The 24,980-nt window shown below is 70.1% G+C and carries 23 protein-coding genes and 1 pseudogene; 10 read left to right on the top strand and 14 right to left on the bottom strand.

Annotated elements, in window-relative coordinates; all coding sequences use genetic code 11:
- Positions 1-175: 175 nt before the first annotated feature.
- The gene (locus ACIA8R_RS17855; RefSeq protein WP_397039214.1) at positions 176-544 is read right to left on the bottom strand and encodes a hypothetical protein; all 369 of its coding nucleotides are present in this window, start codon (positions 542-544) and stop codon (positions 176-178) included.
- Between the two features lie 137 nt (positions 545-681).
- A complete protein-coding gene (locus tag ACIA8R_RS17850; RefSeq protein ID WP_364092445.1) occupies positions 682-912 on the bottom strand; it encodes a hypothetical protein in 231 nt (76 codons plus the stop codon).
- Positions 913-1,068: 156 nt separating this feature from the next.
- Here ACIA8R_RS17850 and ACIA8R_RS17845 point away from each other — a divergent pair, with 156 nt between their 5' ends.
- Both ACIA8R_RS17845 and ACIA8R_RS17840 read left to right on the top strand, forming a co-directional pair.
- Positions 1,069-2,340: a sensor histidine kinase gene (locus ACIA8R_RS17845; protein ID WP_397039212.1), complete on the top strand. Its 1,272-nt coding sequence runs from the start codon at positions 1,069-1,071 to the stop codon at positions 2,338-2,340.
- A complete protein-coding gene (locus tag ACIA8R_RS17840; RefSeq protein WP_397039211.1) occupies positions 2,328-3,050 on the top strand; it encodes a LuxR C-terminal-related transcriptional regulator in 723 nt (240 codons plus the stop codon). The genes ACIA8R_RS17845 and ACIA8R_RS17840 overlap by 13 nt, the downstream gene beginning before the upstream one ends.
- Here ACIA8R_RS17840 and ACIA8R_RS17835 read toward each other — a convergent pair.
- From ACIA8R_RS17835 to ACIA8R_RS17825, 3 genes are all read right to left on the bottom strand, one after another.
- Positions 2,983-3,930, bottom strand: a complete 948-nt coding sequence (locus ACIA8R_RS17835; protein WP_397039209.1) for a lysostaphin resistance A-like protein — start codon at positions 3,928-3,930, stop codon at positions 2,983-2,985. The genes ACIA8R_RS17840 and ACIA8R_RS17835 overlap by 68 nt on opposite strands.
- 391 nt (positions 3,931-4,321) lie before the next feature.
- Complete coding sequence (locus ACIA8R_RS17830; RefSeq protein ID WP_397039208.1) at positions 4,322-4,801, bottom strand: MurR/RpiR family transcriptional regulator; 480 nt, start codon at positions 4,799-4,801, stop codon at positions 4,322-4,324.
- Positions 4,802-4,969: 168 nt separating this feature from the next.
- On the bottom strand, positions 4,970-5,113 hold the full coding sequence (locus ACIA8R_RS17825; protein ID WP_397039253.1) for a hypothetical protein: 144 nt from the start codon (positions 5,111-5,113) through the stop codon (positions 4,970-4,972).
- Here ACIA8R_RS17825 and ACIA8R_RS17820 point away from each other — a divergent pair.
- Positions 5,078-5,503, top strand: a pseudogene (locus tag ACIA8R_RS17820) (SDR family NAD(P)-dependent oxidoreductase); the annotation flags it as partial. The gene ACIA8R_RS17825 and the pseudogene ACIA8R_RS17820 overlap by 36 nt on opposite strands.
- 170 nt (positions 5,504-5,673) lie before the next feature.
- Here the strand turns inward: ACIA8R_RS17820 and ACIA8R_RS17815 are convergent.
- Entirely contained in the window at positions 5,674-6,570 is an 897-nt protein-coding gene (locus ACIA8R_RS17815) for an STM4013/SEN3800 family hydrolase (protein WP_397039206.1), read from the bottom strand.
- A 157-nt stretch (positions 6,571-6,727) separates the two neighbouring features.
- Positions 6,728-7,279 (bottom strand): hypothetical protein, encoded by a 552-nt coding sequence (locus ACIA8R_RS17810; protein WP_397039205.1) that lies wholly within the window; start codon positions 7,277-7,279, stop codon positions 6,728-6,730.
- Between the two features lie 390 nt (positions 7,280-7,669).
- Between ACIA8R_RS17810 and ACIA8R_RS17805 the strand changes: the two genes are divergently transcribed.
- Complete coding sequence (locus ACIA8R_RS17805; protein WP_364092452.1) at positions 7,670-7,936, top strand: hypothetical protein; 267 nt, start codon at positions 7,670-7,672, stop codon at positions 7,934-7,936.
- Positions 7,937-8,422: 486 nt separating this feature from the next.
- Positions 8,423-8,626, top strand: coding sequence for an integrase core domain-containing protein (locus ACIA8R_RS17800; RefSeq protein ID WP_397039251.1), 204 nt, complete (start codon positions 8,423-8,425; stop codon positions 8,624-8,626).
- Between the two features lie 145 nt (positions 8,627-8,771).
- Here ACIA8R_RS17800 and ACIA8R_RS17795 read toward each other — a convergent pair whose 3' ends face one another.
- From ACIA8R_RS17795 to ACIA8R_RS17785, 3 genes are all read right to left on the bottom strand, one after another.
- A complete protein-coding gene (locus tag ACIA8R_RS17795) occupies positions 8,772-9,467 on the bottom strand; it encodes a DUF998 domain-containing protein (protein WP_397039203.1) in 696 nt (231 codons plus the stop codon).
- Positions 9,468-9,514: 47 nt separating this feature from the next.
- Complete coding sequence (locus ACIA8R_RS17790; RefSeq protein WP_397039201.1) at positions 9,515-10,177, bottom strand: SRPBCC domain-containing protein; 663 nt, start codon at positions 10,175-10,177, stop codon at positions 9,515-9,517.
- 758 nt (positions 10,178-10,935) lie between these two features.
- Positions 10,936-11,766 carry an MBL fold metallo-hydrolase gene (locus tag ACIA8R_RS17785; protein WP_397039200.1) on the bottom strand — a complete coding sequence of 277 codons (831 nt, stop codon included), beginning with the start codon at positions 11,764-11,766 and terminating at the stop codon, positions 10,936-10,938.
- A gap of 92 nt (positions 11,767-11,858) precedes the next feature.
- Between ACIA8R_RS17785 and ACIA8R_RS17780 the strand changes: the two genes are divergently transcribed.
- The 3 genes from ACIA8R_RS17780 to ACIA8R_RS17770 all read left to right on the top strand — a co-directional run bounded on the left by ACIA8R_RS17780 (position 11,859) and on the right by ACIA8R_RS17770 (position 15,284).
- The gene (locus ACIA8R_RS17780) at positions 11,859-12,368 is read left to right on the top strand and encodes a helix-turn-helix domain-containing protein (protein ID WP_357706063.1); all 510 of its coding nucleotides are present in this window, start codon (positions 11,859-11,861) and stop codon (positions 12,366-12,368) included.
- On the top strand, positions 12,365-14,698 hold the full coding sequence (locus tag ACIA8R_RS17775) for an aminopeptidase (protein WP_397039198.1): 2,334 nt from the start codon (positions 12,365-12,367) through the stop codon (positions 14,696-14,698). The genes ACIA8R_RS17780 and ACIA8R_RS17775 overlap by 4 nt, the downstream gene beginning before the upstream one ends.
- A 271-nt stretch (positions 14,699-14,969) precedes the next feature.
- Complete coding sequence (locus ACIA8R_RS17770; RefSeq protein ID WP_397039197.1) at positions 14,970-15,284, top strand: hypothetical protein; 315 nt, start codon at positions 14,970-14,972, stop codon at positions 15,282-15,284.
- 512 nt (positions 15,285-15,796) lie between these two features.
- Here ACIA8R_RS17770 and ACIA8R_RS17765 read toward each other — a convergent pair.
- The 3 genes from ACIA8R_RS17765 to ACIA8R_RS17755 are packed head-to-tail and all read right to left on the bottom strand — an operon-like array spanning position 15,797 to position 18,102.
- Positions 15,797-16,555, bottom strand: coding sequence for a hypothetical protein (locus ACIA8R_RS17765; protein WP_357706067.1), 759 nt, complete (start codon positions 16,553-16,555; stop codon positions 15,797-15,799).
- Between the two features lies 1 nt (position 16,556).
- A complete protein-coding gene (locus tag ACIA8R_RS17760) occupies positions 16,557-17,828 on the bottom strand; it encodes a hypothetical protein (protein WP_364092467.1) in 1,272 nt (423 codons plus the stop codon).
- A gap of 1 nt (position 17,829) precedes the next feature.
- The gene (locus tag ACIA8R_RS17755) at positions 17,830-18,102 is read right to left on the bottom strand and encodes a hypothetical protein (RefSeq protein WP_364092469.1); all 273 of its coding nucleotides are present in this window, start codon (positions 18,100-18,102) and stop codon (positions 17,830-17,832) included.
- Positions 18,103-18,232: 130 nt separating this feature from the next.
- On the opposite strand from ACIA8R_RS17755, the gene ACIA8R_RS17750 reads away from it, so the two are divergent.
- Positions 18,233-22,627 carry an FtsK/SpoIIIE domain-containing protein gene (locus ACIA8R_RS17750; RefSeq protein ID WP_397039195.1) on the top strand — a complete coding sequence of 1,465 codons (4,395 nt, stop codon included), beginning with the start codon at positions 18,233-18,235 and terminating at the stop codon, positions 22,625-22,627.
- Between the two features lie 54 nt (positions 22,628-22,681).
- Here the strand turns inward: ACIA8R_RS17750 and ACIA8R_RS17745 are convergent, their stop codons facing one another.
- Positions 22,682-22,960: a WXG100 family type VII secretion target gene (locus tag ACIA8R_RS17745; RefSeq protein ID WP_357706071.1), complete on the bottom strand. Its 279-nt coding sequence runs from the start codon at positions 22,958-22,960 to the stop codon at positions 22,682-22,684.
- A gap of 138 nt (positions 22,961-23,098) precedes the next feature.
- Between ACIA8R_RS17745 and ACIA8R_RS17740 the strand changes: the two genes are divergently transcribed.
- A complete protein-coding gene (locus tag ACIA8R_RS17740; RefSeq protein WP_397039193.1) occupies positions 23,099-24,667 on the top strand; it encodes a ricin-type beta-trefoil lectin domain protein in 1,569 nt (522 codons plus the stop codon).
- Positions 24,668-24,980: the final 313 nt, after the last annotated feature.

The following is a 24,980-nucleotide window of genomic DNA, read 5'->3' as shown; positions in this document are numbered from 1 at the left end:
GTGGCCGCCCCCGTGGCGGCTTCGGTGGCGGCTTCGGTGGCGGCGGGGCGGAGCTGGGCCGCGCGGATCCGGGACACGTCCAGCTTGCTCGTACGGTCGAGGCGGTAGATCCCGTTCTGCTCCTGGAAGACGTCGGTGAGCTGCGTGTAGCAGTAGCCGAACATCAGGGGATCGTTCAGCAGGACCCCGCCCAGCCCGGCGAACCGCTCTGGATGACCCGCCCGAGTCCGACGCCGTTGAGCACGGTCTCGACCTGGCTTTCGCCGCGCTGCGACTGCTGCCCATGAGTGAACGGGACAGGGACATGGAAATTCTCGTTCTGCGTCACCAGATCGCCGTCCTTGAACGCCAACTCGGCGCTGACACGAGAGTGCGATTCACACCCGAGGACCGGGCCCTTCTCGCCGCTCTCCTCACCTCGCTGCCGCGTGAGGTTCTGCACCGCCTGCGGCTTCTCGTCCGGCCGGGACACCGTCCTGCGCCGGCACCGCGACCTGATGAGACGCGTCACGGCCGTATCTGCCGGCCCAACGGTCCGCTCCATCCGCGCCCTCATTCTGCGCTTGGTCCGGGAGAACCCGAGCTGGGGCCATCGGCGGATCCACGGAGAGCTCACCACACTCGGCATCAAGGTCGCGCCGTCCACCGTCTGGTAGAGGGAAGGCATGGCCACCTCCTCGCTCAGCGGCGGCGACGTCCGCGCACGCTGTCGACGACCAGCGCGAGCACGCACAGCGCCGCCGTCACGCCGAAAACCAGTCGCACCGGGGTCGACATGCCCGACAGCGAGGCGACCGCGTTCGCGGCAGCGCTCAGCACCATCACGGTCCACAGCAGAGCGCGCAGCACGCGGCGGCCGAAGGAGGACGGGCGTTGCCGCGCGGCGCTCTGGTCACGGTACGGGTCGGGCATGGCGGTGTTCCCTTCGTCAACGAGCCCTCCTGACGCTAGAAGAGGCGGCGCTTTCGCCGACAGGACGCATGCACCCGAGTCCCGGTGGTGCAGGCTCTACCTTCCGCATCCCTCCACACGTCACGCCCGCGTCTGGACATACAGTTCGAAACAGACATGAAGGGGGTTGTCATCAGCAACGACGTGCCGGGCAGGCGCGGGACCAGCCCGCGGGATGTGCTCGAGGCAGTGGAGCGGCTCGCCGGAGGCCTGGGAACGAGCCTGCTCGCGTTGTTCGCCGTGGCCGGGCTCGCGGTGGCGGTGGCGGCGAGCGTGGTGGGTGTCGGACTACTGCTTCTGCCGTTCATGGTCTCGCTGGTACGGCTGGTCGCCGAACGTGAGCGCGCGCGGCTCGGCCGATGGCGGCACCAGGTGATCAGCCCGTACGCCGCCGGCCCCGCCACTGGCTGGGCCGGCCGTACCCGCGCGGCCGCCCATGACCCGGCGACCTGGCGTGACCTGCGCTGGCTCGCCTGCCACGCCAGCATGGGCCTGTTGCTGGGCCTTCTGGGAGTCGTGCTGCCGGTCCTGGCCGTGCGCGACCTGAGCTTCCCGCTGTGGTGGCGGCTGCTTCCACCCGACGAGACCGGAACGTCCCTGGGCTTGCCAGTGCATACCTGGCCGGCCGCGCTGGCGGTCAGCCTGATGGGCGTCAGCTGGGCGGCCATCCTCGTCGGTCTCGGCCCGGCGATGGCTCGCCTGCAGGCCCTGCCGGGGCTGCGGCTGCTCGGCCCGCACCCGTCGGTGGACCTGTCGGAACGCCTCGCCCGGCTGTCGGCGACCCGCGCGGGCGCCCTGCAGGCGCACGCCGCCGAACTGCGCCGCATCGAGCGGGCGCTGCATGATGGCACCCAGAACCGGCTCATCGGCGTGGCTGTGCTCCTCGGCGTGGCGCGCGATGCGCTGACGCGCGATCCCGCGAGCGCGGAGGGAGCCATCGACCGGGCCCAGAGCGCCGCCGAACAGGCGCTGGGCGAGCTTCGGACCGTGATTCGGGGGATCCTGCCGCCGGTGTTGGAAGAGCACGGCCTGGCCGGCGCCCTCACCTCGCTGGCGGCCGACTGCCCCGTACCCTGCCAGGTCACGGTGGCCGAACTCGGCCACCTTCCCGTCGCGGTCGGGAGCACCGCCTACTTCATCGCTGCCGAGGCCCTCACCAACACCGCCCGGCACGGCTGCGCCGCCACCGCGTCCGTCAGTGTCAGCCGCTCAGGAGACGTGCTGAGGCTTCAGGTCGGTGACGACGGCCAGGGCGGGGCGGCCGTCGGCGCGGGCACCGGCCTGACCGGGATCCGACGGCGTGTCGAGGCCCACGACGGAACCATGACCCTGACCAGCCCGATCGGCGGGCCGACAGTCCTGGAGATCGAACTGCCATGCGCATCGTGATCGCGGAGGACGACGCGCTGCTGCGCGAAGGCCTCACCCTGCTGCTGACCGCCCGCGGGTTCGATCTGGTCGCGGCCGTGCCGACGCCGGAGGAGTTCCTGGCGGTGGTGGCCGAGCACCGGCCGGACGTAGCCGTGGTCGACGTACGGATGCCGCCGACCTTCACCGACGAAGGCGTCCGCGCCGCCGTACAGGCGCGGCGGCTGCATCCGCCGCTGGCGGTGCTGGTCCTGTCGGCCTACGTCGAGGAGTCGTTCGCCGCCGACCTGCTCGCCGACGGCGTCGGCGGCATCGGCTACCTGCTCAAGGAGCGGGTCGGAAGAGTCCAGGAGTTCCTGGACGCGCTGCACCGGGTGGTCGCCGGCGGCACCGCGATCGATCCGGAAGTCGTCGCCCAGTTGTTCACCCGTCGGCGCGCCGTCGATGTCATGCGGCCGCTCAGCCCCCGCGAACGCGAGGTGCTGGCGCTGATGGCCGAAGGGCTCGGCAATACGGCCATCGCCGAGCGGCTTTTCGTCACCGACAAGGCCGTGCACAAGCACATCCGCAACATCTTCCTCAAGCTCGGCCTGCACCCCGACGACCAGAGCGATCGCCGGGTCGCGGCCGTGCTGCGCTACCTCGACAGCCGGCCCGCCGTACTCACGCGACCCTCGCACGAGTCCGCCCCCGCACCTGCGCCCGCGCGAACGAGCCGGCCCGGCGGATGACGAGCACCGCCACGATGAGCGCGGTCGTCACCCAGACGGGAATCTGGCTGAGGAGCGGATTGACCTGGGTCGCGGCGTTGCTGCCCAGCCCCGAGGTGATCAGCACGGCGAAGGTGTTGTTGGAGCTGTGCGCGACGACCGCCGGCCAGACCGATCCCGAACTGAGGTCGAGCCAGCCCAGGACGATGCCGGCCAGCATGCACGACACCGTCATGGCCACCATTCCCGCGATGCCGCCGTCGTCGTAGTTGAAGCCCCGCAGCACCAGCGGCGCGTGCCACAGAGCCCACAGCGCGCCGCTGATCAGCAGCGTCGGCCACATGCCCAGGGGCATGAGCCTGGGCAGCAGGTAGCCCCGCCAGCCCCACTCCTCCCCGAAGCAGGGGATCAGCCCGATCAGGAAGCTGACCGCCATCGCCAGGACGCCGCTCAGCACGAGCTGTGCCGGGTCGGCCGAGGCGAGTTCGATCCACGGCGCCACCAGGGATCGGACCCCCGACATCTGGGTCAGGTCGAGGTCATTGATCCCGGTGACGAGGCCCAGCGGGAGCGCGAGAGACGCCGCGACGATCGGATAGGCCAGGCCCAGGAGGCTGTAGCCCCACATCTGCCGCCATGACGGCGGGATGAGCCCGGTGGAGCGCGCCATGCCGCGCGCAGGTCGGAAGATCCGCAAGGTCACGAACGCCCCGAGTGAGGGTGTCAGCATGGTGCTCACGCTGATCAGGAGAAACGCCGCGTCACCCGGGCCTACGTCAGCGATCCACATCGGCAGTGCGGTGATCCACGCCGCCGCCATGGTGAAGATCAGGAAGAAGGTGACCTCCTTCCATGGCACCGTGGTGAACTCGGCGGAGGTTTTCGTGTTTTGAGTGGTCATGAACATGTGGGTAACGCTAGAAATCAGCCCCGGTCCGGCACGACGACGCAGGCTCCCCAGAAAAAGTGGTGCAGGCGCGACCCGGGCTACTCGGCCAGCGCCACGGCGCAGCGCTCCGGTGCGGATCAGGGCCACGACGGCGGCGATGTCGGCGTCCAGGGGGTAGTCGGTTCCAGGAACGGGCTGCTGCCGCGCAGCCGGGTATGGCAGGCTCGGGCGAATCTGACCTGCCCAACATGCCGTACGGACCCCCAGATTCTGTGCGTCAAGTAGCCGCCCACACTACTTGAAGTACTTGCCGCGCGACTGAGAGTCATCCACGACAACTGGGCCCGCTTCGGCATCGTGCCCGGCCTCACACTGCTGGACTGCTGCTTCTTCTACAAGCGGTTCACAACCTCTCGGTGAGCGCGTCGAGGTCGGCCAGGCGTCCGGCCGGGTCGAGGCGGGCCGCCACGGCGACCAGCAGCAGCTCGGTGACGGCGATCTGGTGCGCGAGCGGCGCGATCGGCCCGGCGGCCTCGCGCGGCAGCCTGATCAGCACCTCTGCCCGTGCCGCGAGCAGCGACTCCCAGGCGTCGGTGATCAGCGCCAGCCGCGCCCCGCGGGCGCACGCGGCCTCGGTGAAGCGGGCCGTCGCGGGGGAGTAGCGCCGGAAGTCGTACGCGACCACGGCCGCAGAACCACCCAAATCGAGCAGCGTACGGGCACGCGCGGACGCCGAGTCGGGCACCCGGTGCGCCCCCGGACGCAGGCCGGCGAGCTGCCTGATCAGGTATTCGGCGGCCAGCTCACTCAGCGGCCCGCCGAGCGCCCAGACCGACGCGGCTCCGGCCAGCAGGTCGCCGACGGCGTCGAGCAGTTCGGCCACCTCGGCACGTGGCCCAAACCCTCGGCCTCGCCGCCTGATCCCAGGCGTGCCCCACCCGGCGGGTGCGCTGGGTGGGGCAGCCGCGTGGAACGGCGATCTTCAAGGAGGTAGACGTGCGTGACACTGGGGGATCGAACGGAACGCGGCGTTGCCGACGTCCAAAGGTCATCACGCCACCTCGGCCGGATCGATGCGGTGCTTGGCCAGCCATTGCTCGGGCTCGAGTGCGCTGGCGGGATGGCCGAGGTGGCCGCCGACATCCTGATCGCGCATCCGATGATCGAGATCTCCTGGCGCGACGGCGTACGCCATGTGACCCACCTGCGCGCCGGTTCCGCCGAGGAGCCCGCCGCCGGGAGCCGGTCGCCCGTCCGGGGCGGGTCCTCGTACCTGATCTCCGGCGGACTGACCGGTCTCGGGCTGGCGACCGCCCAGTGGCTGGCCGCTCAGGGAGCAGACCACCTGATCCTCGTCGGCCGCTCGGCTCCCACCGGCGAGGCCGAGAAGACGCTCGCGCTGCTGCGCGGGTCGGGCGCCTCCGTGAACGTCGTCCAAGGGGACATCGCCGACAGCGCGGTCACGGCCAGGGCGACGGCCGGCCAGGACCTGGACTTCTTCGTCCTGTACTCCCCTGTCGCCTCCTTCATCGGCTCCCCCGGCCAGAGCATGTACGCCGCAGCCAACACCTTCCTGGACGACCTGGCCGACTGGCGCGCCCCCCGCGGACTGCCCGCCACCGCGATCCACTGGGGCGCCTGGGCCCGGACCGGCCGCGGACAGCACCTGGCCGACCGAGGCTTCGTCATGATCTCGCCCGAGGACGGCACCGACGCGCTGGGCCGCATTCTGACCGCCGGCCACACCCGGGTCGCCTACTCCCCGATCGAGGCCGGCGCGTACGCCAAGGGCTTCCCGCCGTCGCGGCCTCCGAACTCCTCGCCGAGCTGGGCCGTGCCGGTGAGGACCACGACTCCGCGCTGCTGGACGAGGTTCTCGCCGCCGAGACCGACGCCCGGCGCACGTCGCTCATCCAGGAGCACATCATCACGCTCACCCGCCAGATCCTCGGCGGCGCAGATGAGGCCGAACCAGGGACCAAGGGACGGTAGTGCGTCGAACAGACGCCCGAGTTCGGCGTCGGCGTAGGCGAGCGCGGCGCACTGGCTCTCCCACGAGTCCTGTGACTGACCTGGCAGGTAGAAGTGGGTGGGCATGTGAGTGGCGGAGACGTTGAGGAAGAGCAACAGGCGCTGGTCCTTGGGATGGCCGTCCAGGACCTGCAGAGCGACATCGACTTGATGGCGGGTGGAGTCCGGCTCGTCGGCGCTCATCCGGCGATGCCAGTGGCTCTCCTGGAAGAGTGCGGGAAGCACGCTGCCCAGTGGTGTCAGGCGGGAGAAGAACTCCACGCCTCCGATGCAGACGGTGCGATAGCCGAGGCCGGCCAGGCCGGAGACGATGTCGGGCGCGTCGAAGACGTAGGTGCGCTCGCCGATGGTGGCGCCGTTCGGGGAGCGGCAGGCCAGGAGGCGGGGAGGCCGGCCGGGGCGTGCGGGAGTGGGGAGCCAGCCCGCGAAGAACGACATGTGCGCCGGGAAGGTGTAGGTCCCCAGGGTCCGGCGCTCTTCCCAATGGCCGTCCGGCAGGATCCGCGCCAGGTTCGGGCTCCGGCCGGCACGAAGAACGGAACGCGCCGTATCGAAGCGAAGTGAATCGAGCGTGATGAACAGAATGTTGTGACTGGGGATCACGTCATGGCCGCTGATCACGATGTCTCCTCCCAGCCGCCTGCCGGGTGGCCTCGCGACGCAGGCCCTTGCAGGGGCGCCGGCCACGGTGCCGCCCTACGCAGGGCTCGGGCGACTCCGGGCCGGCGTGGCTGTTGCAGGGGGTGGCCTCAGGTTGCCCTGACAGGGCGAGGTGAGCTCAGCCGACGGTGAGGTCGCCGTGGTAGCCGATGCTCTTGGCGCCGCCGAAGGGGCCGCCCACGGTGCACTTGAGGCTGCCGCGGAACAGATCGGCGTGCAGGTGGGCGGAGAATTTCTCGCCGTCGAGGGGGCCGCCGACGACCTGCCCGGACAGGGTCACCTCGCTGGCGATGTTGCTTTCGAAGTTCAGGTCCAGGTCGCTGCGGGCCTTCCTGCCGTCGTTGAGGGTCCAGTCCAGGGTGCCGGTGCCGTGGCCGGTGCCGCCGCCGCCGAGTTCGCAGGTGAGCCAGACGCCGCTGAAGTTCGCGGTGAGCCTGGCCTCGTCGATGCCCAGGCCGGTGGAGTCGCGGCAGGAGCCGTTGGCGCCGCGGATCTCGATGTCCTGCTTGAGGGGGACGATCTGCACTCCGGGCTTGAAGTACATGGTGCCGGAGGTGTCGCAGGTGAGGCTTCCGGCGGCGTCGGCGGGGGTGGTGAGGGAGATGAGGCCGGTGACGGCGATCAGGGTGGCCAGCAGGGCGGCGACGCGGGAGCGTGGGATCGGTGACAAGGTGACTCTCCTTTGGGGGGGCTGGCCGGGTGCTGGTGTCATGGCCGTTGATGCACCCGGGGCGGTCTCTCCCACCATTGCGACTACACTCAGTAGTTATAAGACTGCATAGAGTTACTATTGGTAGGGTAATCCTTACCGGGGGGCGATGGTCCAAGACCATGTCGCGGCACGACGGCCTCACCGACTCCCCGGCGGGGGGCTGCTCCCGCTGGAGGGCGTGGCGGTTCCGAGGTCGATACCTGCGACGAAGCTGCTGGTTTCGGCCGTGAAACACGACCCTTGGCCGATGCCCCTGTCTCCCGGCGCAGCAATTACTAACTGTAACTATCCATAACTTTAAGTTACTGTCGGTGTGTCCATAGCTCCACCGACCAAAGGATGCCCCAAGTGCTCACGCGCATCACGCGACTTACCGTCATCACCGCTGCTCTGGGAGCCGCCGCCGCACTCAGTGTGGCCGCTCCCGCCAGCGCAGACATCAGCTTCGCCGACTGCAACGACTACGGTGGCGCAGCAGTGCCGAGGCAAGTCCAGGCATATGATCCCGACACCTACAACGAAAACGACCCTGCCGGGCTCACCTTCATCACGGTAACCGAATACTGGTGCGAGGGAGGGAACAACGGGGGGCAGAAGATCGCCTGGCGAAACTGACGACCGCCTAGCTAGTGGCTCCTAGTCAACGGGCACGGCGTCGGAGTGTTTCTCGGCGGGGCCGTCACACACCGGCGAACGCTGACGATGATCGGCCCAGCCGCCGATTGGGAGGTGATCTCGACGTCTTTGGCGTCGAACCACTCGCCGTAGAGATCCTGGGAGCCTTGGCCGGGCTTGGTCGGGCTTGGTCGGCCAGTGCACCTGCAGGATAACGCGCTTGATTCGTGTTCTTCGGCCCCACCCGGCGCGGGAGTAGATGTTGATCGTGGCCACCGGAGCCACGAAGGTCCGGCTGTTCTTCTTGTTCCAGTCCCATCGCTGATTAACCAGAACACTGCTGCGCAGGGCGTAGCTCTGGCCGCACGGATTGGCCGCCGTGGCGGATGCCTGGGCCGACGAAGCAGGAGAGGAGATGATGGCGATCAGGACACAGGCCGCTAAGGGTTCACCAGCGGCTTCGATGAGGGGTTCACAGGCGACGACATTCAGGCGCTGAAGATCCCGCCGCGCGCACCACGCACCAACGCGTTCGCCGAGCGATGGGTCCGCACCGCACGCACGGAGTGCACCGGCAGGCTGCTGATCTTGGGTGAGCGGCACCTCCGCACCGTGCTGGGCGAATATGCCGATCATCACAATCGAGACAGGCCCGCACCACTCTCTCGGCCTTCGAGCTCCCACCAATGATGACTCCGACGGGGTCGAGCAGGAGCTCCAGGACATTCCGGGGCGGACCACTGTCTTGCCATTCGAACTCGATCCGGTAGCCGTGGCGCTCGGGAGTGCTTGGCTGCGGATGGCTCAGGTGCGTGGTGACATGGTCGATGCCCGCTCAAACCACGGTCAGGGCGACGCCGCGATGACGTCGGGTCGAAGCCAGCCGGTACGCGGCCAGGAGCGACGCCCATGCCATGCTGAGCGCGATGGCCAGGGCGAACGCGACGTTGGCCACCCTGAAGCCCTGCGCCGCGAAGATCGAGATCCAGGCCGCCACGAAGATCGCGCCGGTCATCCTGCTGAAGGCGGCCCAGCGGCGACGGCCGGCCGCCGCGAACTGCCGTCCGAACACGAGACACGCGGCGATCAGCGCGAGAAAGGCGATCCCGGAGACGAGGAGGTGCAGCATCGCCTGCGTGCTCATGCTTGTGGGCGGGCCGACGGGCGTCCCGGGCGGGAAGCCGTCGGCAGGGTCGGCGGAGAAGCAGGCAGCGGCGATCATCCCGGCGCCGAAGACGCCGACCAGTCGCGGCCCCCAGGCGCCGCCCCAGCCCGCCGGACCACGAGCCCGGTGCAGGCCGACCGCTCCGGCCACGAACAGCAGGCCGCTGACCGCGAAGTTGGCGATCTGAATCCACCCTTCGTCGCCGTTGCTCAGCATGCTGGCCGGGTACCGGCTGATGTCGAACCCGTCCCTGGTGAGCATCTGCAGCAGGACCACGATGATGTAGAGCGGGCCGGCGACGGTGCCGCACATCAGCAGCGTCCGCGTCGCCCTGCTGACCGCTGTGGTGGTGGGGTTGTCGGTCATCCGGCCTGCTCCTCTCTTGAGAACGGGACGACTCACCGCGCGGCGGGTCATCTGTCGCCGTCCCTGCCGGTCTCGGGGGCGAAGTGCTGCGCGGCGAAGGCGACGGCCGCGGCGAAGGCGTCGTCGCCGGCGCCCCAAGCGGCCTGGACCGTGGGTCCCCAGGCGTGGCAACTGGCGGTGACGAACTCCTTCGCCTCGGGCGTGTGGCCCCATGTCGCGGGGTCGAACGTGACGCGGCGCAGGAACAGGTCGAGACCGAGCAGCGCGAGGTCCCAGCCGACTCCTATGCCGATCGTGGTACCGGGCCCGTACGTACGTGCCATCTCATCGACGATCTCGGCAGATGCGGCGTGCTCCAGCTCCAGCACGGTCCCACCGCCGTCACCGCCGGGCGCCAGGCGCAATTCGACCTCGGTGAGCATGCCCTCCCCCAATACCCAGGTCACCTTGATCAGATGGGGCTTCTCACAGCGCAGGATCTCCCCGCCGGCGTTGTCCTTGAGCTGGAACGTGCCGCCGAGCCGCAGGTCGCCGTCGATCAGGGTGAGCCATCGGCTGATCCGGTCGGGGTCGGTGCAGGCGCTCCACACGGCCTCGATCGTGGCGTCGTACGTGCGCCGCAGCAGCAGTGAGCGTCCCGCGCCGACGGCGACCGACTGGCTGCCGATCTCCCGCTGGGTGGCGTTTATTTGATTGACGATGTCGATCATTCGTCCTTCTTCTCGTCGTTCGAGCCTGGTCGTCCCTCAGCGGACGGAGTCTCCTCAAGCAGGCGGCGGCGCTCGCGCCGGGCCACGCGCGACTTCAGTGGCCCGCGCGTCCAGGTGCCGGCTCCAGAATTTGCGAAAGCGCTCCAACTGGATGCCGACTTCCCCGAGTGGTTGGAGTCGGCGCCGTACGGGCACCGAAGATGCCGATAGCGCCGCCGACCACGTCGAGTGCGCGCAGGAGCCATAATTTCAGTCGCAACTTATATAAGTCAATCCTGATGTAGTTGCGATCGGTCAGGATGTCGTCCGTGGAGTGGTGTAACCAGGCGATCGACTTCTGTGATTCTGCTTGTGTGGTGAGTTCGATTGGGTCGCGCGAGGCGGGCTGGTCGACTCTGCACCTGCCGGAAATCTCATCAATGCAGTTCAAGCGGCATGCGGATCTTTGTAGAGGACGCCGTCGAGCCGGTCTGTCGGCGTATGTTCAGGCTGCTGGTTCGCTCAGGGTCCGTGATCGGGTCCACGAGGGGACGCAGCGGGGCTGCTTGGTTCAGGACGGTGGGCGCGGTGCTGGTTGTGAAAGTGTTCGTGCTCGCGTAGGCGTTCCTTGCCGACAATGTCGTCCACGCAGGTCATCCGGATCGCCCTGCTGATCACAACGTGCGCCGGCTTGGCTTAACGAAGATCAGATGGCAACCGCAACGCCATGAACAGCGATCATGCCCGCCAGGACAGGAACGCCGAACCCCAGGTCAACCTCAACGGCCGGGTTTCGGGCTCCCACAGGGTGGAGTTCTGTCCAAGCCTGCGTCCGGTGAACGTTCTTCGATCCCTGCGACCTTGGCGCACGAGAGGTCGACGGTGAGACCGGACGTGGCGATGCCGATCTCACCGTCGTATTCGGCCCGGGCGGCGGCTCGCGCGGCCGAGGTGTCCGCGCCTGGCTGCAGGTGCGTCAGCAGCAGGTGCCGGACATGGGCTTCCAGCGCTTGCCGGCCTGCCTGACGGGCGCTGGTCAGGTGACGTCGGGCATCCTCCGGGACCTGGTTCACATAGGTGGCCTCGGCGAGTAGCAGGTCAGCGTCACGCGCCAGTTCCACCCTGTCGGGGCTCGGGCCGCTGTCGCCGGTATACGCGAGCACCCGTCCGCCCGCTGCCAGCCGTATGCCGGCATTGGGTACCGAGTGCGGCAGCAGGCGAGTCTGTGCGCGAAACGGACCGATGTCGAATCTGCTGCCGTCGGTGAACTCGTGCAGGACGTAGGCGTCGGTCAGCACTCCTGGGCGGTCCAGCGCGAGCACCGCGTCCAGGGCGCCGGGCAGCGAGTACACCGGCAACGGCGCCGGCGGGTCATCACGCATTGTGCGCGCCCGGAGCAGCGGGTTCAGGTCGGCGCAGTGGTCGGGATGTCCGTGGCTGATGAACACCGCATCGATCTGATCGGCGTCGACCCGTTCCAGCAGTCGCGGCACCGTCCCAGATCCAAGGTCGACGAGCAGCCTGAACCCGTCGTGCTCCACGAGGTAACCACTGCAGGCCTGGCCCGCCGCCGGCCACGCACCGCATCCGCCAAGGATCGTCAGCAGCATCGGTGAACCCTAACGGATGTCGCTCGTTCTGGCAGACCGGCAAGCCACCTCTTCCCAAGAGCTGTTGGGAAAATTAGTATCCCAAGGTGCCTTTGGAAAATCGGGATGACCTTGTTCCCCTGCGCGCCCTGGCCAACCCGCTGCGTATCCGCATCGTGTCGCTGCTCACCGGCGCGTCGATGTCGGCCACCGAGGTCGCCGACGAACTCGGCATCGCGCACGCCTCGGCCAGTTACCACCTGCGCCAGTTGGTCAAAGCGGGCTTCCTCCAGCAGACGGACGAGCGTCCGCGGGCAGGCAAGGGCCGCCCGCAGCTGCGCTACCGGTACGACCCATCCAGCGGCGAGCGCCTCGACCGGTCCGAGGGACGGCAACTCCTCCACCAGGCGATGAGCACCGACCTGGCCAGGCGTCTGGCTGAGGCCGATCGCCGGCGCACGTCCATGGACGCCGAGGTGTGGCTGGCCAGGCCCGTCTGGGAGGAGATCGTCGGCCTGATCGACCAGGCCGTGGCGCTCCTGCACGACAAAGCCGGACCGCCGCACGACGGCGTCAAGGTCAGCATGACCGCGATCCTGCTCGAATTACGTGACGAACGATGATCGGCCGCCTGCTCGGCTGCGCGGCCGGCGCGTTCCTGTCGATCGGACTGCTCGTCCCGGCGGTTCCGCGGTACCTCACTGGCCCGCTGGGCCAGCAGGCGGGCATGGTGGGCGTCTCGCTGGCCGTCACCGCGGCGGCCGGGGTGCTCGCCCGCCCGATGGCCGGACGGGTGGCCGACAGGGCCGGACGCCGCACGGCCCTGTGCGCGGGCGCGCTGCTGCTGTCCGGCACGTCCCTCGCGCTGCTCGCCGTCGGACAGTTGCCGCTCTTCTTCGTCCTGCGCGGCGTCGCCGGCCTCGGTGAGGCGCTCGCCTACGTGGGCCTCGCCACTCTGGCCAGCGACCACCGGCGGCCCGGCGCGGCGATCAACCACTTCTCCGTCGTCGTCAACGCCGGCCTGCTCACGGGGCCTGTCATCGCCGAGACACTGTACGCCGCGTCCGGGTTCGCCGCCGCGGCCGTGGCGCTGGGGTCGGCTGGGCTCGGCTTCACCCTGCCGAAGACCATGAGCCCTGACACGGAGAGGACCGGCCCGGATCCGGGAACCGGGCGGGCCCGGCTGTACCACGCGTCCGCTCTACGACCCGGCTTCGGCTACCTGGCCTCCGTGTGGGGCTACACCGCCATCAGCGCCTTCCTGCCGCTGCACCTCGCCGCGCTCGGCAGCGGCTCCGGCGGCCTCCATTTCCTGGTCTACGGCGGCGTCCTCGTCGCCGTCCGACTGGCCGGACATCGCCTGCTCGCCACGGCCGCCCCGACGCGCCTGGCCGTCGCCTCCCTCCTACTGACCGGGACGGGATCGATCCTGCTTGCCGCCTGGCCCTCGCCGGTCGGGACATGGTGCGCGATCGCGCTGATCGGCGCCGGGCAGGGCCTCGGGCTGCCCGCCTTCCTCAGGATGGCGGTGCACGGCCTGCCCGCCGGCGAGCGCGGATCCGCCGTCGCCACCACGACGGCCTTCTTCGACGTCGGATTCCTCAGCGCTGCCCTGTCCCTCGGCGTCCTCGCCGACCGGTTCGGCCTGGCCGGCGGCTTCGCCCTCGTGGGCGCCGTGTCCGCCGCCGGAGTGCTGCTGTTCCTGCCCATGCGCCACAACGAACAGAAGGAGCCCCCCTTGACCATTCCCCCCGCTGACCTGTCCGGCTATGCCGACGTCGTGTTCGACGTGGCCGTGCCCCTGCTGGCGGACGACCGGGTGCTGATCAACGCCGAGATCGAGCACGCCCCGCTCGCCCGCGCCCTGGCCGAAGCCGCCTACGCCAGAGGCGCCCGCTACGCCGACATCTGGTACTTCGATCCGCACGCCAAACGATCCCGACTCCGGCACGCCAACACCGCGAGCCTGGCCGAGGTGCCCTCGTGGCTCGACGCCCGCAACGACGAACTGGGGCGGAACGGCGGCATCATCGTCAACGTCCGCGGCGCCTCTGCCCCCGACCTCCTGGCCGGGCTGGATCCGATCCGCGTCGGACTGGACCGCATGCCGTCGCTGACCTCACGGCAGCGGCTCCAGCTCAACAACCTGGTCCGCTGGACGATCGTCCCCTACCCCACCCCCGAGTGGGCCCGTGCCGTCTTCGGCGAACCCGACCAGGCCACGCTGTGGCGGCACCTGCGCCGCATCCTCCGTCTGGACGAGCCCGATCCGCGCGAGGCGTGGCGGCAGCGCATCGCCGAACTGCTCGATCGCGCTCGACGGCTCACCGAGATGCGCCTGGACGCCGTGCGGTTCGAGGGCCCCGGCACCGACCTGACCATCGGACTGCTCCCGGACGCCCACTGGACCGCCGCCCGCCTGGAGGACGTCAATGGCCGCCCGTTCCAGGCCAACCTGCCGACCGAGGAAGTATTCACCACCCCTGACTACCGGCGCGTCACCGGTACGGTCCGCGCCACCCGGCCGCTGTCCCTCGACGGCACCCTCATCCGCGACCTGGAGCTGACCTTCGCCGATGGCGTCGTGACCGACGTGAGAGCGAGCACCGGAGCCGACGTCGTCCGCGCACACCAGGCCACCGACGCGGGAGCGGCCCGGCTGGGCGAGCTCGCTCTGGTCGACCGTTCCTCGCGGGTGGGCGAAAGCGGCATCACCTACCTGGAGACCCTTCTGGACGAGAACGCCACCTGCCACCTGGCCTGGGGCGCCGGGCTGCCTCCTGGCGTGCCCGCCCACCTGCGCACGGACGACCCCGCACGGCTGGACGCGGCAGGCGTGAACACCTCGCGCGTGCACGTCGACTTCATGGTGGGCGGCCCGGACGTCACCGTCACCGGGCTGGGGCCCGGCGGGAAGGTGGTGCTCCTGCGCGACGACACCTGGGAGTTCTGACGCCCTGCCAGAGTGAGAAGGGTCGACTTGAGGGCTGTTGGGTGGCCCGAGGAAGTCTCCCCCGCCGTGTCGATCGGCCGCCCGGTATCCACGGTGAGCCGGGAGGCCGCTCGCAACGGCGGCCGACTGAAGTACCGTGCGGTCCCCGAGCAACGTGCTCAATGACACGGAGTCAACACATCCTCAACGAATTCTCCACATGATCCGCCCGACTGTTGCACCGCAACGTCAGGCAAGGTGCTCATCCATTTCGTGAGAGGAAGCGATCGTCATGCAGGTTCGTATGATCACGGCAGCGCTCACCGCAGCTGTGGCGGTCTCGTTGGCGCCGGGCGTAGCGGGCATCTCGGCGGCCTCCGCCCAGGCAAGCCCTGCCGTCACGAGCAGCGTCTCCGTCTCCCTCACCTCTGCCTCGACTGCTGCGACGGTTACCGCGGCGGCAAAGTGGCATTTCTCGGGAGTATTCGCCGTTAAGCAGGCGTGCCAGGTCGCGGGGCGCTACTACAAGGCCGTCCGCTACGCGAAGGACTACAAGTGTAAGAAGATCCTGGTGGGGCCGGTCCACCGCCTCTACATTCTGAGGTGAGTTCGGCGTGGCGGGCCTTCTGACCAGAGGCCCGCCGGCATATGAGCCGACCGCCCGACAAGGTGGCAGGCCGAGCAGGGCATCAGCGGGAGGACGCTCGCCACGGGCTCGGGCGTCGTGCAGCTGCTACAGGTGGATGGCGAGGTCCACGGTCTGGCGCGGCTCAAGAACGCCGACCTCACCGCCCCCAGATGACCAGCATGGGTGTCAGCGACATCATCTCCGCCGCACGGTTCGGCCAGCCAGTATGGATCTTGTCATCCGGTACATGGGCGGTCCCGACCGATCAGAACCTAAATTCCGTCCGATCCCCAAGCCCGTATCGCCGCAGGTCAACAAATTGCCTCACCTGCTCTGACCTGGCATGTGTCCCTCGGACAGCGGCGGCGGTCGTCACCGCGTCGAGTCCCGCGCTGACGAGCACGGCGTCGCGCGTCGCCAGTTGTTCTGTCCAGTGAGGTCGGGTACGCGGCCGGCGGGTGGCAGGCCGTTCAGGGTGGGGCCGTGGGGGCTCAGACAGACGGGCGGAGCAGGTCGAGGAGGTGTTCGCGGAGCTCGCGCGGCCCGAGATCGGTCAGGACGAGCACGCCGTCCTCGCCGTCCGCCTCAGGTTCGGCCAGCACCACGCGGCCCTGTGGCGCGTAGATCGTCCAGCGTGTCTCCTCGACTTCGTCGGCCGGGCCGAGGCGGTGGTGGCTGATCTGGGTGATCGCCAGGGCCTCGGCGAAGATGTCCTGGCCCACGCCGCGCGCGATGTCGGTGAGCGCGACCCGCCGCAGCCCGTTCCCCTGCCGCTGCCCGGCTCCCGCGTGCGGGTCGCAGAACTCGGCGAACCGTTCGGCCAGCCGCTCGATCGGCCCGATGGCCAGGCCGTGCAGGCCGCTCTCGTTGACGTTCTCCTCCACGGCCACGGGCCCGGGGCCGACGTAGAAGACGCGGGCCTGCCTGCTGTCGGCGAGGATCCGCTCGGCCATCACGACGTGCCGGGGCGTACGGCGGGCGGCGAGCAGGTCCTGCAGGTCGTCGGACAGCAGCAGCGCGACGTCGTCGTCGCCCTCGCCGGTCGGCTCCGGGCGGGCGATGCCGCGCGCGACCAGGCTGCGCAGGGCCACCATGCAGGCGGTGTCCCTGGCTGCCGGATCCTGGGAGTCGTACCAGGGGCGGGGGGCGAGCTGGTCGGCGTCGGGGCCGTCGAGCACGGTGAGCTCTTCGTCGGTGAGAGCGATGACGGGCACGTACGCGGTCCGTGCGCGTTCGAGCAGGGATTCCATGTCACCTCGCAGGATGGGTCAAGGACCAGGTGAGCTTCCGCCAGCCGTCGACGGCCTTGTCGGTCGTGTGCTTCTTCAGCCAGTTGCCGACGCCCCTGGCCTGCTTGTTCTCCTTGCCCTTCTCGACCCCCCACTTGCCGAACGTCCAGCCCGCCGAGATGGTCCCGAGGGCGAGGCCGGTGATGACGACCGCCTCCGTCGCGCCGGTGAACGAGCCGATGACGCCGCCGAACAGGACCAGCAGGCCGCCAGCGATTCCCGAGCCGCCGGCGACGTAGTTGCCGGTCCGGACCCAGCCCGTGTCCTGATTGTTGAGGATGTCGTCGACCCCGGCGATGATGCCCAGGACCGCGGAGCCCTTGGCCAGGCCCTTGGCCACCTTGGCGTACCTGCCCGCGGCCAGGCCCTCACCCAGGTCGGCCGCGAGCTGGGGCCGCGCCTCGGCCATGATGCGCTCGGCCGTCTCCACCCGCTGGTTCGCGGCCGCGATCTTTCCGGCCAGCTCGCGGGCCCTGGCCCCCAGCTCGCCGCGCGGTGTGCCGCCCTCCCTCCAGAGCTGGGTGATCAGCGCCTTCTCGAGCTCGGCCCTGGAGAGCTTGCGCTTGGCCATCTTGCCGAGCACGCCCTGCTTCAGGTACTGGAACACGGTGGCGGCCTTGGTGCCCCCGTCCAGGAGCCCGAGGAAGGCGAGCACGGGGTCCGTGGCGCCCTTGAAAGCCGCGTAACCCTTGTACTGCGCCGAGTGCCGGAAACGGTCCAGCAGGCCCTTCGGGTCGGGGTCCGCCTTCTTCTCCAGCTTCAGCTGGGCCAGCGCATAGAGGGGTGCGGTGGCCTTGTCGCCGTCCCGCAGAAGGTCGCCCTTGTTCCCTTCTGCCATTTGCGGCCAAAAGGTAAATAATCGGCCTCTCAGGTACGATTGCCGCTCTGCGGACAAGCCGGGCTTGGCGAGCTCCCTCTCGTCGTCCTCGTATCCCCGGATGATCCAGTCGCGCATTTCCTTCTGCGCCTTCTCCAGGGCCGCGGCGTACCTCTTCACCCCCTGGCTGACCGCTTTGAGGGCGTTTCCTTCCACTTCCAGCGCGGTGAAGGTGCCGCCGGCGCTGACGGCGAACATGGCGGCGTGGATGCCGGTCCAGCCGTTGAGCGCGGTGACCGCGTGGGCCTCGACCTGCTTGGAGGCCCGGAACAGGTCCTCGCCGGCGCGGCCGAGGCGGGCGGCCTCGCGGCGGAGCGCTCCAGGGTCGCCTTTCGGGACCTTGAAAGGGGCGGTCACCTCATTCGCCTCCCGTCGTCTTGCGCAGATTCGCCGACATGGCCCGCAGCGCCTGGCCGAGGTAATTCACGTCCGCCGTCAGGTGCCCGGCCGTGCGCCGGAAACCGGCGGTGGCGTCACTGGCGGCCGGAGGGACGCTGTTCTCCGAAGCCGCCGCGACTCCGCGCAAAGCACTTGTCACCTCGGTCATCAACCCCGTGAGGCTCGAGTGAACGCTGGCCATCCCTTGGGCGCCCGCGTCCATGTTGTCCGGTTTTCCGCCTAGAAAACCCATGCGCAGCAGCCTTTCCGAATGATCATTTCACCCTGGAGCGTCATGATAGCTGAATGATCATGACAAATCTGGAGAAAGGCGGTCGCTATGCTGCCTGCGTGGCGAAAGCGAACAATGGGCGGTGTTCCTGATGCGCCTCTCCCTCAGCGCGCTGACCGGCCGGGGGCTGCGCGACGTCGTGATCAGCGGCGACGAGAGCGCCACCGTGGGCCACCTCGTCCACGCCTTCCAGAAGCACCTCCAGGTTCCGGCGCAGGGCCTCTGGGCGGACGGCGTGCCGCTGCACCCGGACGCGCCCGTGGCCGCGGCGCTGCGGGACGGCGACGTCGTGGCCTTCAGCGCCACGGCGGCCACCGCCACCAGGAAGGGCGACCAGCCCGCCGGCGTGGCCGAGGTGCGGGTCAGCGGCGGCCCGTCCGCGGGTGGCGTGCACCGCCTGGGCTACGGGACGGCCACCGTCGGATCGGGCCGGTGGTGCACGATCACGGTCGACGACCCCGCCGCACCCGACTGCGTCGCCGACTTACGGGTGGAGGCGGGCGGCGTCATGGTGGCGCCCATGGCCGATGGCGTCACGCTGGACGGCGAGCGGCTCTACGAGCCGGTCCCGTGGCCGGTCGGCGGGGTGCTCAAGGCCGGCATGACCCTCCTCACGCTGGCCGCGCCCACTCCCCCGGACGCGCACGTGAGCGTCATGCCGGAGGGCAACCTGGCCTACAACCGCCCGCCGCGCCTCAACAAGCCGGCCGTCGTGCACACCGTCGAGGTGCCCGGCCATCCGGCACGCCAGGACTACCACCGCCTCCAACTGCTGGCGAGCGTGATCTTCGGGGCGGGCGGCGTCGTCATGGCCGTCGCCCTGTCCACCCCCTGGTTCCTGCTCATGGCGCTTCTGACGCCGATCACCATGGTCGCGCAGTGGTGGAGCGACCGGCGGTACGGGCGCAGACAGTACCGCCAGGCCATGAAGGACTACCAGGCCCGTATGACGGCCTTCGAGCAGCGACTTGAGGAGCTGCGCAGGGCCGACCAGCGGGATCGCCGGGCCGAGTTCCCCGACCCCGCCGAGGTGTTCCTGAACGCCGTCGGCCCACGGCAGCGCCTCTGGGAGCGCCGCCTGCACGATCCGGACACCCTGCATCTGCGGGTCGGGCTGGCCGACCTGCCGTCCAAGATCGAGCTTGTCCCGGAGCAGGGCGTCATGTCCGCGATGAAGGAGCAGCCGCCGGTTCCGGTGTCACACGCGGTGCCCGTGGTGCTGCCGCTCCCCCAGGCCGGGGTCATCGGCCTCACCGGGTGGCCGGCCGCCTCCCGATCGCTCGCCCGCTGGCTGGTCGCGCAGGCGGCGGCCCTGCACAGCCCGCGCGACCTGGCGGTCGTCGTGCTCAGCGCCGACCCGCAGGGAGTGGCGAACTGGGACTGGGTCCGGTGGCTGCCGCACTGCGTGCCCCGGGAGGGCGAGGAGTGCGTGGCCCTGGTCGGCAACGACCCCGACTCGGCCGCACGGCGCATCGGCGAGCTGATCGGTAAGATCAACGCGCGCAGGGAACTCCACCGGTCGCCCGACGCCGGTGCGCTCTTCTCCTTCGGGCAGGGACCGTCCGGCGGGTACGCCAGCGCGCGGCCGTACAACGTGCTGGTGGTGCTGGACGGCGCCCGCGCGCTGCGCGGGCTGCCCGGAGTCCCGCAGATCCTGCAGCTCGGGCCGACGGTGGGGATCTACGCCCTCTGCGTGGACGACGACCAGCGGCTGCTGCCCGAGGAGTGCACGGTCGTGGCCGTCTGCGAACAGGAGCGCCCCGGCCTGGTACGGCTGCGCGGCGGCGCCCAGCACGACGTGCCGCCCGAGGCCGTCGGCGACCAGGTCAGCGTGGAGTGGTGCGACCGGCTGGCCCGGGCGATCGCGCCCCTGCGGGACATCGGCCGCGAGGACGCCGACTCGGTCATCCCGTCCTCGGCCCGGCTGCTGGACCTGCTCGGCCTGCCCAGCCCCCGCCCCGAGCAGATCCACACCCTGTGGGAAAGGGGCCGGACGACGCGGGTGCCGATCGGCGTGGGCGCGGAGGGAATCCACAGCGTGGACCTGCGCCTCGACGGCCCCCACGGGCTGATCGCCGGAACGACGGGCGCCGGCAAGTCGGAGCTGCTGCAGTCGCTGATCGCCTCGCTCGCGGTGCACAACCGGCCCGACGAGATGAACTTCGTGCTCATCGACTACAAGGGCGGCAGCGCGTTCAAGGACTGTGCCAAGCTGCCGCACACCGTCGGCATGGTCTCCGACCTGGACGGCCACCTCACCGAGCGGGCGCTGGAGTCCCTGGCCGCCGAGCTCAGGCGGCGCGAGCACCTGCTGCTCAGGGGGGACGCCAAGGACATCGAGGACTACAACGACTACCGCGATGCGGGCCGGCCGCTGGAGCCGATGCCCCGGCTCCTCCTGGTCATCGACGAGTTCGCGGCGATGGTGACCGAGCTGCCGGACTTCATCCTCGGCCTGGTGGACATCGCCCGCCGTGGCCGGTCGCTCGGCGTCCATCTGATCCTGGCCACGCAGCGCCCCGGCGGCGTGGTCACGCCCGACATCGCGGCCAACACCAACCTGCGGATCGCGCTGCGCGTGACGAGCAACGAGGAGTCCATGGACGTCATCGACTCCCGCAACGCCGCCGCGATCTCGAAGACCACTCCGGGACGGTGTTTCATCAGGTCAGGAGCCTCCTCACTGCACGCGGTACAGTCGGCCCGGATCGGCGGGAGGCGTCCGGGCCAGGGCCGGGCGGCGGCGCGGGAGGTGCGCGTCCAACCGGTCGCCTGGCAGGACCTCGGCATCACTCCGCCCGCGGCCCCTGCGGGCGGCGACGAGGACGACGCCACCATGCTGACCGACCTGTCCGTACTGGTGGAGGCGGTGGGCGCGGCGGCCACGCAGCTCGGGCTCGAACGTACGCGCAGCCCGTGGCTGCCTCCGCTGCCCGAGCTCGTCACCATGTCCGAGCTGCCGCCCTCCGGCGGGCGGGCGCTGCGGCTGCCGTTCGCCCTGGCCGACCTGCCGTCCCAGCAGTCGCGGCGGACCGAGTACTACGACCTCGCCACGGCCGGGCACCTTCTCGTGGTGGGCGGCGGGCGTACCGGGCGCTCGACCGTGCTGCGCGCGATCGCCGCGTCGGCGGGCCTCCTGTGCGGCCCGGCCGACGTGCACCTGTACGGCGTGGACTGCGGCAACAACGCCCTGCTGCCCCTGGCCGGGATGCCGCACTGCGGCGCGGTCGTCGGCCGCGACTCACCCGACCGGCTGGGACGGCTGACCAAACGCCTCCTGGAGACGATCGTCGAGCGCCAGCAGGCGCTGTCCGCGCAGGGCTTCGCCGACGTCACCGAGCAGCGGGCCGCGGTGCGGCCGGAGGAGCGGCTGCCCTACGTCCTCGTGCTCTTCGACCGCTGGGAGGGCTTCCACGCGGCCTTCGAGTCCGTCGACCACGGCGTGCTGATCGACCAGTGGATGCAGATCTTCCAGGAGGGACCGGGCGCCGGGGTGAAGGTGGTACTGACGGGTGACCGCAGCACACTGGTCGGGCGGATCGCCACGCTCTTCGACGACCGGCTGGTGCTCAGGCTCACCGACCCCACCGACTACACCTACGTCGGGATGAAGACCAGGGACGTTCCCGAGCACATGCCCGCCGGCCGCGCCTTCCGCGCGACGTCCGAGCTGCGGGAGGTGCAGGTCGCGCTCCTCGACCGCGATCCGGCCGGCACGGCGCAGGTCGCGGCCCTGCACCAGGTGGCGCGTACCGCGAAGGGCCGGCACGGGAGCCTGCCGCCGGGGCGGCGGCCGTTCCGCGTGGACGCGCTGCCGTCCGGCATCACGCTGGCCGAGACGCTCGCGCTGGCCGGTCAGGAGCCGCCGCCGGACGCGGTCGTGGTCGGGGTGGGCGGCGACACGCTGGGCGCGCGGTTCTTCCGTACCGGCGAGGACGGCCCGGCGCTGGTGGTCGCCGGGACGCCGAAGTCGGGCCGGAGCACGGCCCTGTGCACGATGTTGACGTGCCTGCTGAACAGGGGCTGGCAGGCGGTGCTCGTCACCCCGCGGCTCAGCCCTCTGCGCGAGTTCGGCGACCGTCCGGGCGTCCGGGCCTGCTTCGGCGGCGACGCCGACGCCGAGCGGGTACGCGAGGCCGTCGCCGCCCCGGGCCGCTGCGCGCTGCTGATCGACGACCTGGAGCTGCTGGGGAACTCCAGCCCGCTCGCGGACTGGATCACCGATCACGTCGGCGAGTCGCGGGACAGCGGGAACCTCGTGATCGGCGCCGGGAACGTCGACGACCTGGACAGCATGTACTCGGGCCCCGTCGTGGCCATGAAGCGGACCCGGTCGGGACTCCTGTTGCGGCCCAACCAGCCAGGCCAGGGCGACCTGTTCGGCGTCCAGCTCCCGCGCAGCGTCGCCACCGGGATCGGGCCGCCCGGCCGGGCTCTGCTGTTCAGGGGCGGCACGTGGGAACGTGTGCAGGTGGCCGTTCCCTGAGGAGCGAGGAGCGGCGGGACGGCCGCCGCTCCTTCGTCCGGCGGGACGCGCCGGTCAGCCGCCCCCGCCCATGGTGGCGATGAGCGCCGCCTTCTGCTTCTGGATGCCCTGCTGGGCTTCCTGCAGGTCGCGCTGGAGATTGTCGAACGTCTTCTTGTACGTCTCCCACGCCGCCTTGAATTTCTCCGCGTTGCCGCCGGACCAGACGTCGGGGATCTGCTGGACCTGGGCGTCGAGCGCCGCCTTCATCGACTGCGCCGCCTCGCCCTGCTGAGCGAACGTCTTGCCCATCGTCTCAAGTGCCTCGGGGGTCGCGCCAAGCCTGGGGGGCATTTGTTGTCCCTTCCGAACCATTCGTGGTGATCGCAGCGCACAACAATAGAGGCACCCGGATCGGGTTTGACGGAGATTGTCAACATAAGCCACGTCCGCCTCAATTGTTGCTAGCTTTGGGCCTCCGGAGGTTTGGCGATGATCCAGGCACTACGTGGCAACGACCCCGTCGCGATCGGCGGGTACCGGCTCGAAGGACGGCTGGGCGAGCGCGTCTTCTGCGGGCGGCGGGCGGATGGCCTCGCCGTGGCGATCCACGCGTTCCTGCCACCCGGCGGGTACGACCTGCTGGCCCAGTTGCCGCCCTTCTGCACCGCCCGCGTGGTCGAGGTGGGCAGCGTGGGCGAATGGGCGTACGTGGCCGGCGAGTTCGTGCCCGGGCCGTCCCTCGCCGAGCTGGTGTCGGTCGAAGGACCGCGTGGCGGCCATGAGCTCGACCAGGCCGCGGTCAGGACGCTCACCGCGCTCGGCGCGCTGCACGGCGCCGGGATCGTCCACGGTGACCTGCACCCCGGCAACGTGATCCAGGGCCCGGAAGGTGCCACCGTGACCGGGTTCGGCCTCTCGCGCGGCGGCGCCCCGGCCTACACGGCCCCTGAGCAGGTCGCCGCGGACGAGTTCACCCCGGCAGGCGACATGTTCGCCTGGGCCTGCACCATCGTCCACGTCGCGACGGGACGCCCGCCGTTCGGCGACGGCGAGCCCGCCGCCGTCTTCGACCGGATCCTGCGCGGCCAGCCGGACCTGGGGACGATGTCCGGCGCGTTACGCGACGTCGTTGCCGCCTGCCTGGCCAAGGACCCGGCCGCCCGCCCGCCCGCGCAGTACGCGCAGCAGCTGCTGATCAGCGGCACCCCGTCCGCTCCCGCTCCGGCCGCCCGGAAGCAACCGCAGGTGCGGCCGCCCGCGCCCAGGAAGAAGCGCGACCTGCGGGTGCCCGTCATCTCCGGGATCGCGGTGGTGACGGTGATCGGCGTGGTCGCCGGATGGCTGCTGCTGGGCGGCCGGGACGAGCCACCCAAGACCGCGCTGCTCGCGAACAACGCGCGCCCGGCCGCCACGCCGACCCCCACACCGACCCCCACGCCCACGCCCGCTCCGGCGAGGAAGAAGCGCAAGCGGCCCACTCCGAACCCCACGGTGACGGTGCAGGTCCCGGTCTATCCGCAGCCGGTCCCGACCCCGACCAGGAAGAAGCGCAGGCCCACGCCGACGCCCACGGTGACCAAGACCGTCACTCCCACCCCTACGCGTCCCACGGAATCGCCAAAGCCCCAGGAGCCGACCGTACGGCCCACCCCCGCTCCCACTCCGACGCTTGCCCAGCGCGCCTCGACCGTCAGGAATCAGGCGACCGGACTGTGCCTGGCCGTCCCCCACGGCGAAGCCGTCGCGGGCAAGGCGGTGATCCAGTGGACCTGCACGAACGGCCCCGAGCAGCAGTGGATCCGCAAGGGCGGCCAGCTCGTCAACAAGGCGTCCGGGATGTGCCTGGGCAAGGGCGAGGGCAAGCCGGGCAAGCCCGCCGTCCAGAACCCATGCAACGGCGGCTCCGTCCAGTACTGGAGCCATCAGGGCGGCCGGCTGGTCAACGCCGCGACAGGTTTGTGCCTGGTCATCTCGCACAGCGAGGCGACACCCGGCAAGAGGGTGACCCTGTGGGCCTGCAACAGCAGCTACCGTGACCAGCAGTGGCTCATCCAATAGGAGCAGTTCGTCACGGGGGTTGATCCGTTCTCGCTCCACGTGCTCGACGGCCTGAGATCCACTGGCCGCCGTCCGTGACGCTCTTGCGCGGCGGGGCTCGGCCTGCCGGGCGAGGGCGATGAGTCTGCGTTGAGGCACACCCAGCAGAACTACGGCACTCGATCGCCTGCTCGAACCACTTCCCGAGATCTTCCCCGCCCATCCTCCGCTTTATCGGCATTGACTTATATAAGCGGAGGGTGAAACTATTGGGCTGCGCACGCGTTCGTCGTGCTCGGCGGCGTCGTAGGCACCCCAGGGGGCCGGCATCCGG

The organism is Nonomuraea sp. NPDC051191 (genome assembly GCF_044455665.1).
Classification (GTDB): domain Bacteria; phylum Actinomycetota; class Actinomycetes; order Streptosporangiales; family Streptosporangiaceae; genus Nonomuraea.
This window is presented reverse-complemented; position numbering and strand designations above follow the sequence as displayed.

Excerpts from the sequence above, each read along its gene's own strand:
- ACIA8R_RS17785 (WP_397039200.1), bottom strand. The coding sequence starts at position 11,766 with ATGCTGCTGACGATCCTTGGCGGATGCGGTGCGTGGCCGGCGGCGGGC.
- ACIA8R_RS17850 (WP_364092445.1), bottom strand. The coding sequence starts at position 912 with ATGCCCGACCCGTACCGTGACCAGAGCGCCGCGCGGCAACGCCCGTCC.
- ACIA8R_RS17795 (WP_397039203.1), bottom strand. The coding sequence starts at position 9,467 with ATGACCGACAACCCCACCACCACAGCGGTCAGCAGGGCGACGCGGACG.
- ACIA8R_RS17825 (WP_397039253.1), bottom strand. The coding sequence starts at position 5,113 with ATGGCGTACGCCGTCGCGCCAGGAGATCTCGATCATCGGATGCGCGAT.
- ACIA8R_RS17770 (WP_397039197.1), top strand. The coding sequence starts at position 14,970 with ATGCAGGTTCGTATGATCACGGCAGCGCTCACCGCAGCTGTGGCGGTC.
- ACIA8R_RS17840 (WP_397039211.1), top strand. The coding sequence starts at position 2,328 with ATGCGCATCGTGATCGCGGAGGACGACGCGCTGCTGCGCGAAGGCCTC.
- ACIA8R_RS17845 (WP_397039212.1), top strand. The coding sequence starts at position 1,069 with ATGAAGGGGGTTGTCATCAGCAACGACGTGCCGGGCAGGCGCGGGACC.
- ACIA8R_RS17855 (WP_397039214.1), bottom strand. The coding sequence starts at position 544 with ATGGAGCGGACCGTTGGGCCGGCAGATACGGCCGTGACGCGTCTCATC.
- ACIA8R_RS17750 (WP_397039195.1), top strand. The coding sequence starts at position 18,233 with ATGCGCCTCTCCCTCAGCGCGCTGACCGGCCGGGGGCTGCGCGACGTC.
- ACIA8R_RS17775 (WP_397039198.1), top strand. The coding sequence starts at position 12,365 with ATGATCGGCCGCCTGCTCGGCTGCGCGGCCGGCGCGTTCCTGTCGATC.
- ACIA8R_RS17790 (WP_397039201.1), bottom strand. The coding sequence starts at position 10,177 with ATGATCGACATCGTCAATCAAATAAACGCCACCCAGCGGGAGATCGGC.
- ACIA8R_RS17765 (WP_357706067.1), bottom strand. The coding sequence starts at position 16,555 with ATGGAATCCCTGCTCGAACGCGCACGGACCGCGTACGTGCCCGTCATC.
- ACIA8R_RS17835 (WP_397039209.1), bottom strand. The coding sequence starts at position 3,930 with ATGACCACTCAAAACACGAAAACCTCCGCCGAGTTCACCACGGTGCCA.
- ACIA8R_RS17740 (WP_397039193.1), top strand. The coding sequence starts at position 23,099 with ATGATCCAGGCACTACGTGGCAACGACCCCGTCGCGATCGGCGGGTAC.
- ACIA8R_RS17745 (WP_357706071.1), bottom strand. The coding sequence starts at position 22,960 with ATGCCCCCCAGGCTTGGCGCGACCCCCGAGGCACTTGAGACGATGGGC.
- ACIA8R_RS17755 (WP_364092469.1), bottom strand. The coding sequence starts at position 18,102 with ATGGGTTTTCTAGGCGGAAAACCGGACAACATGGACGCGGGCGCCCAA.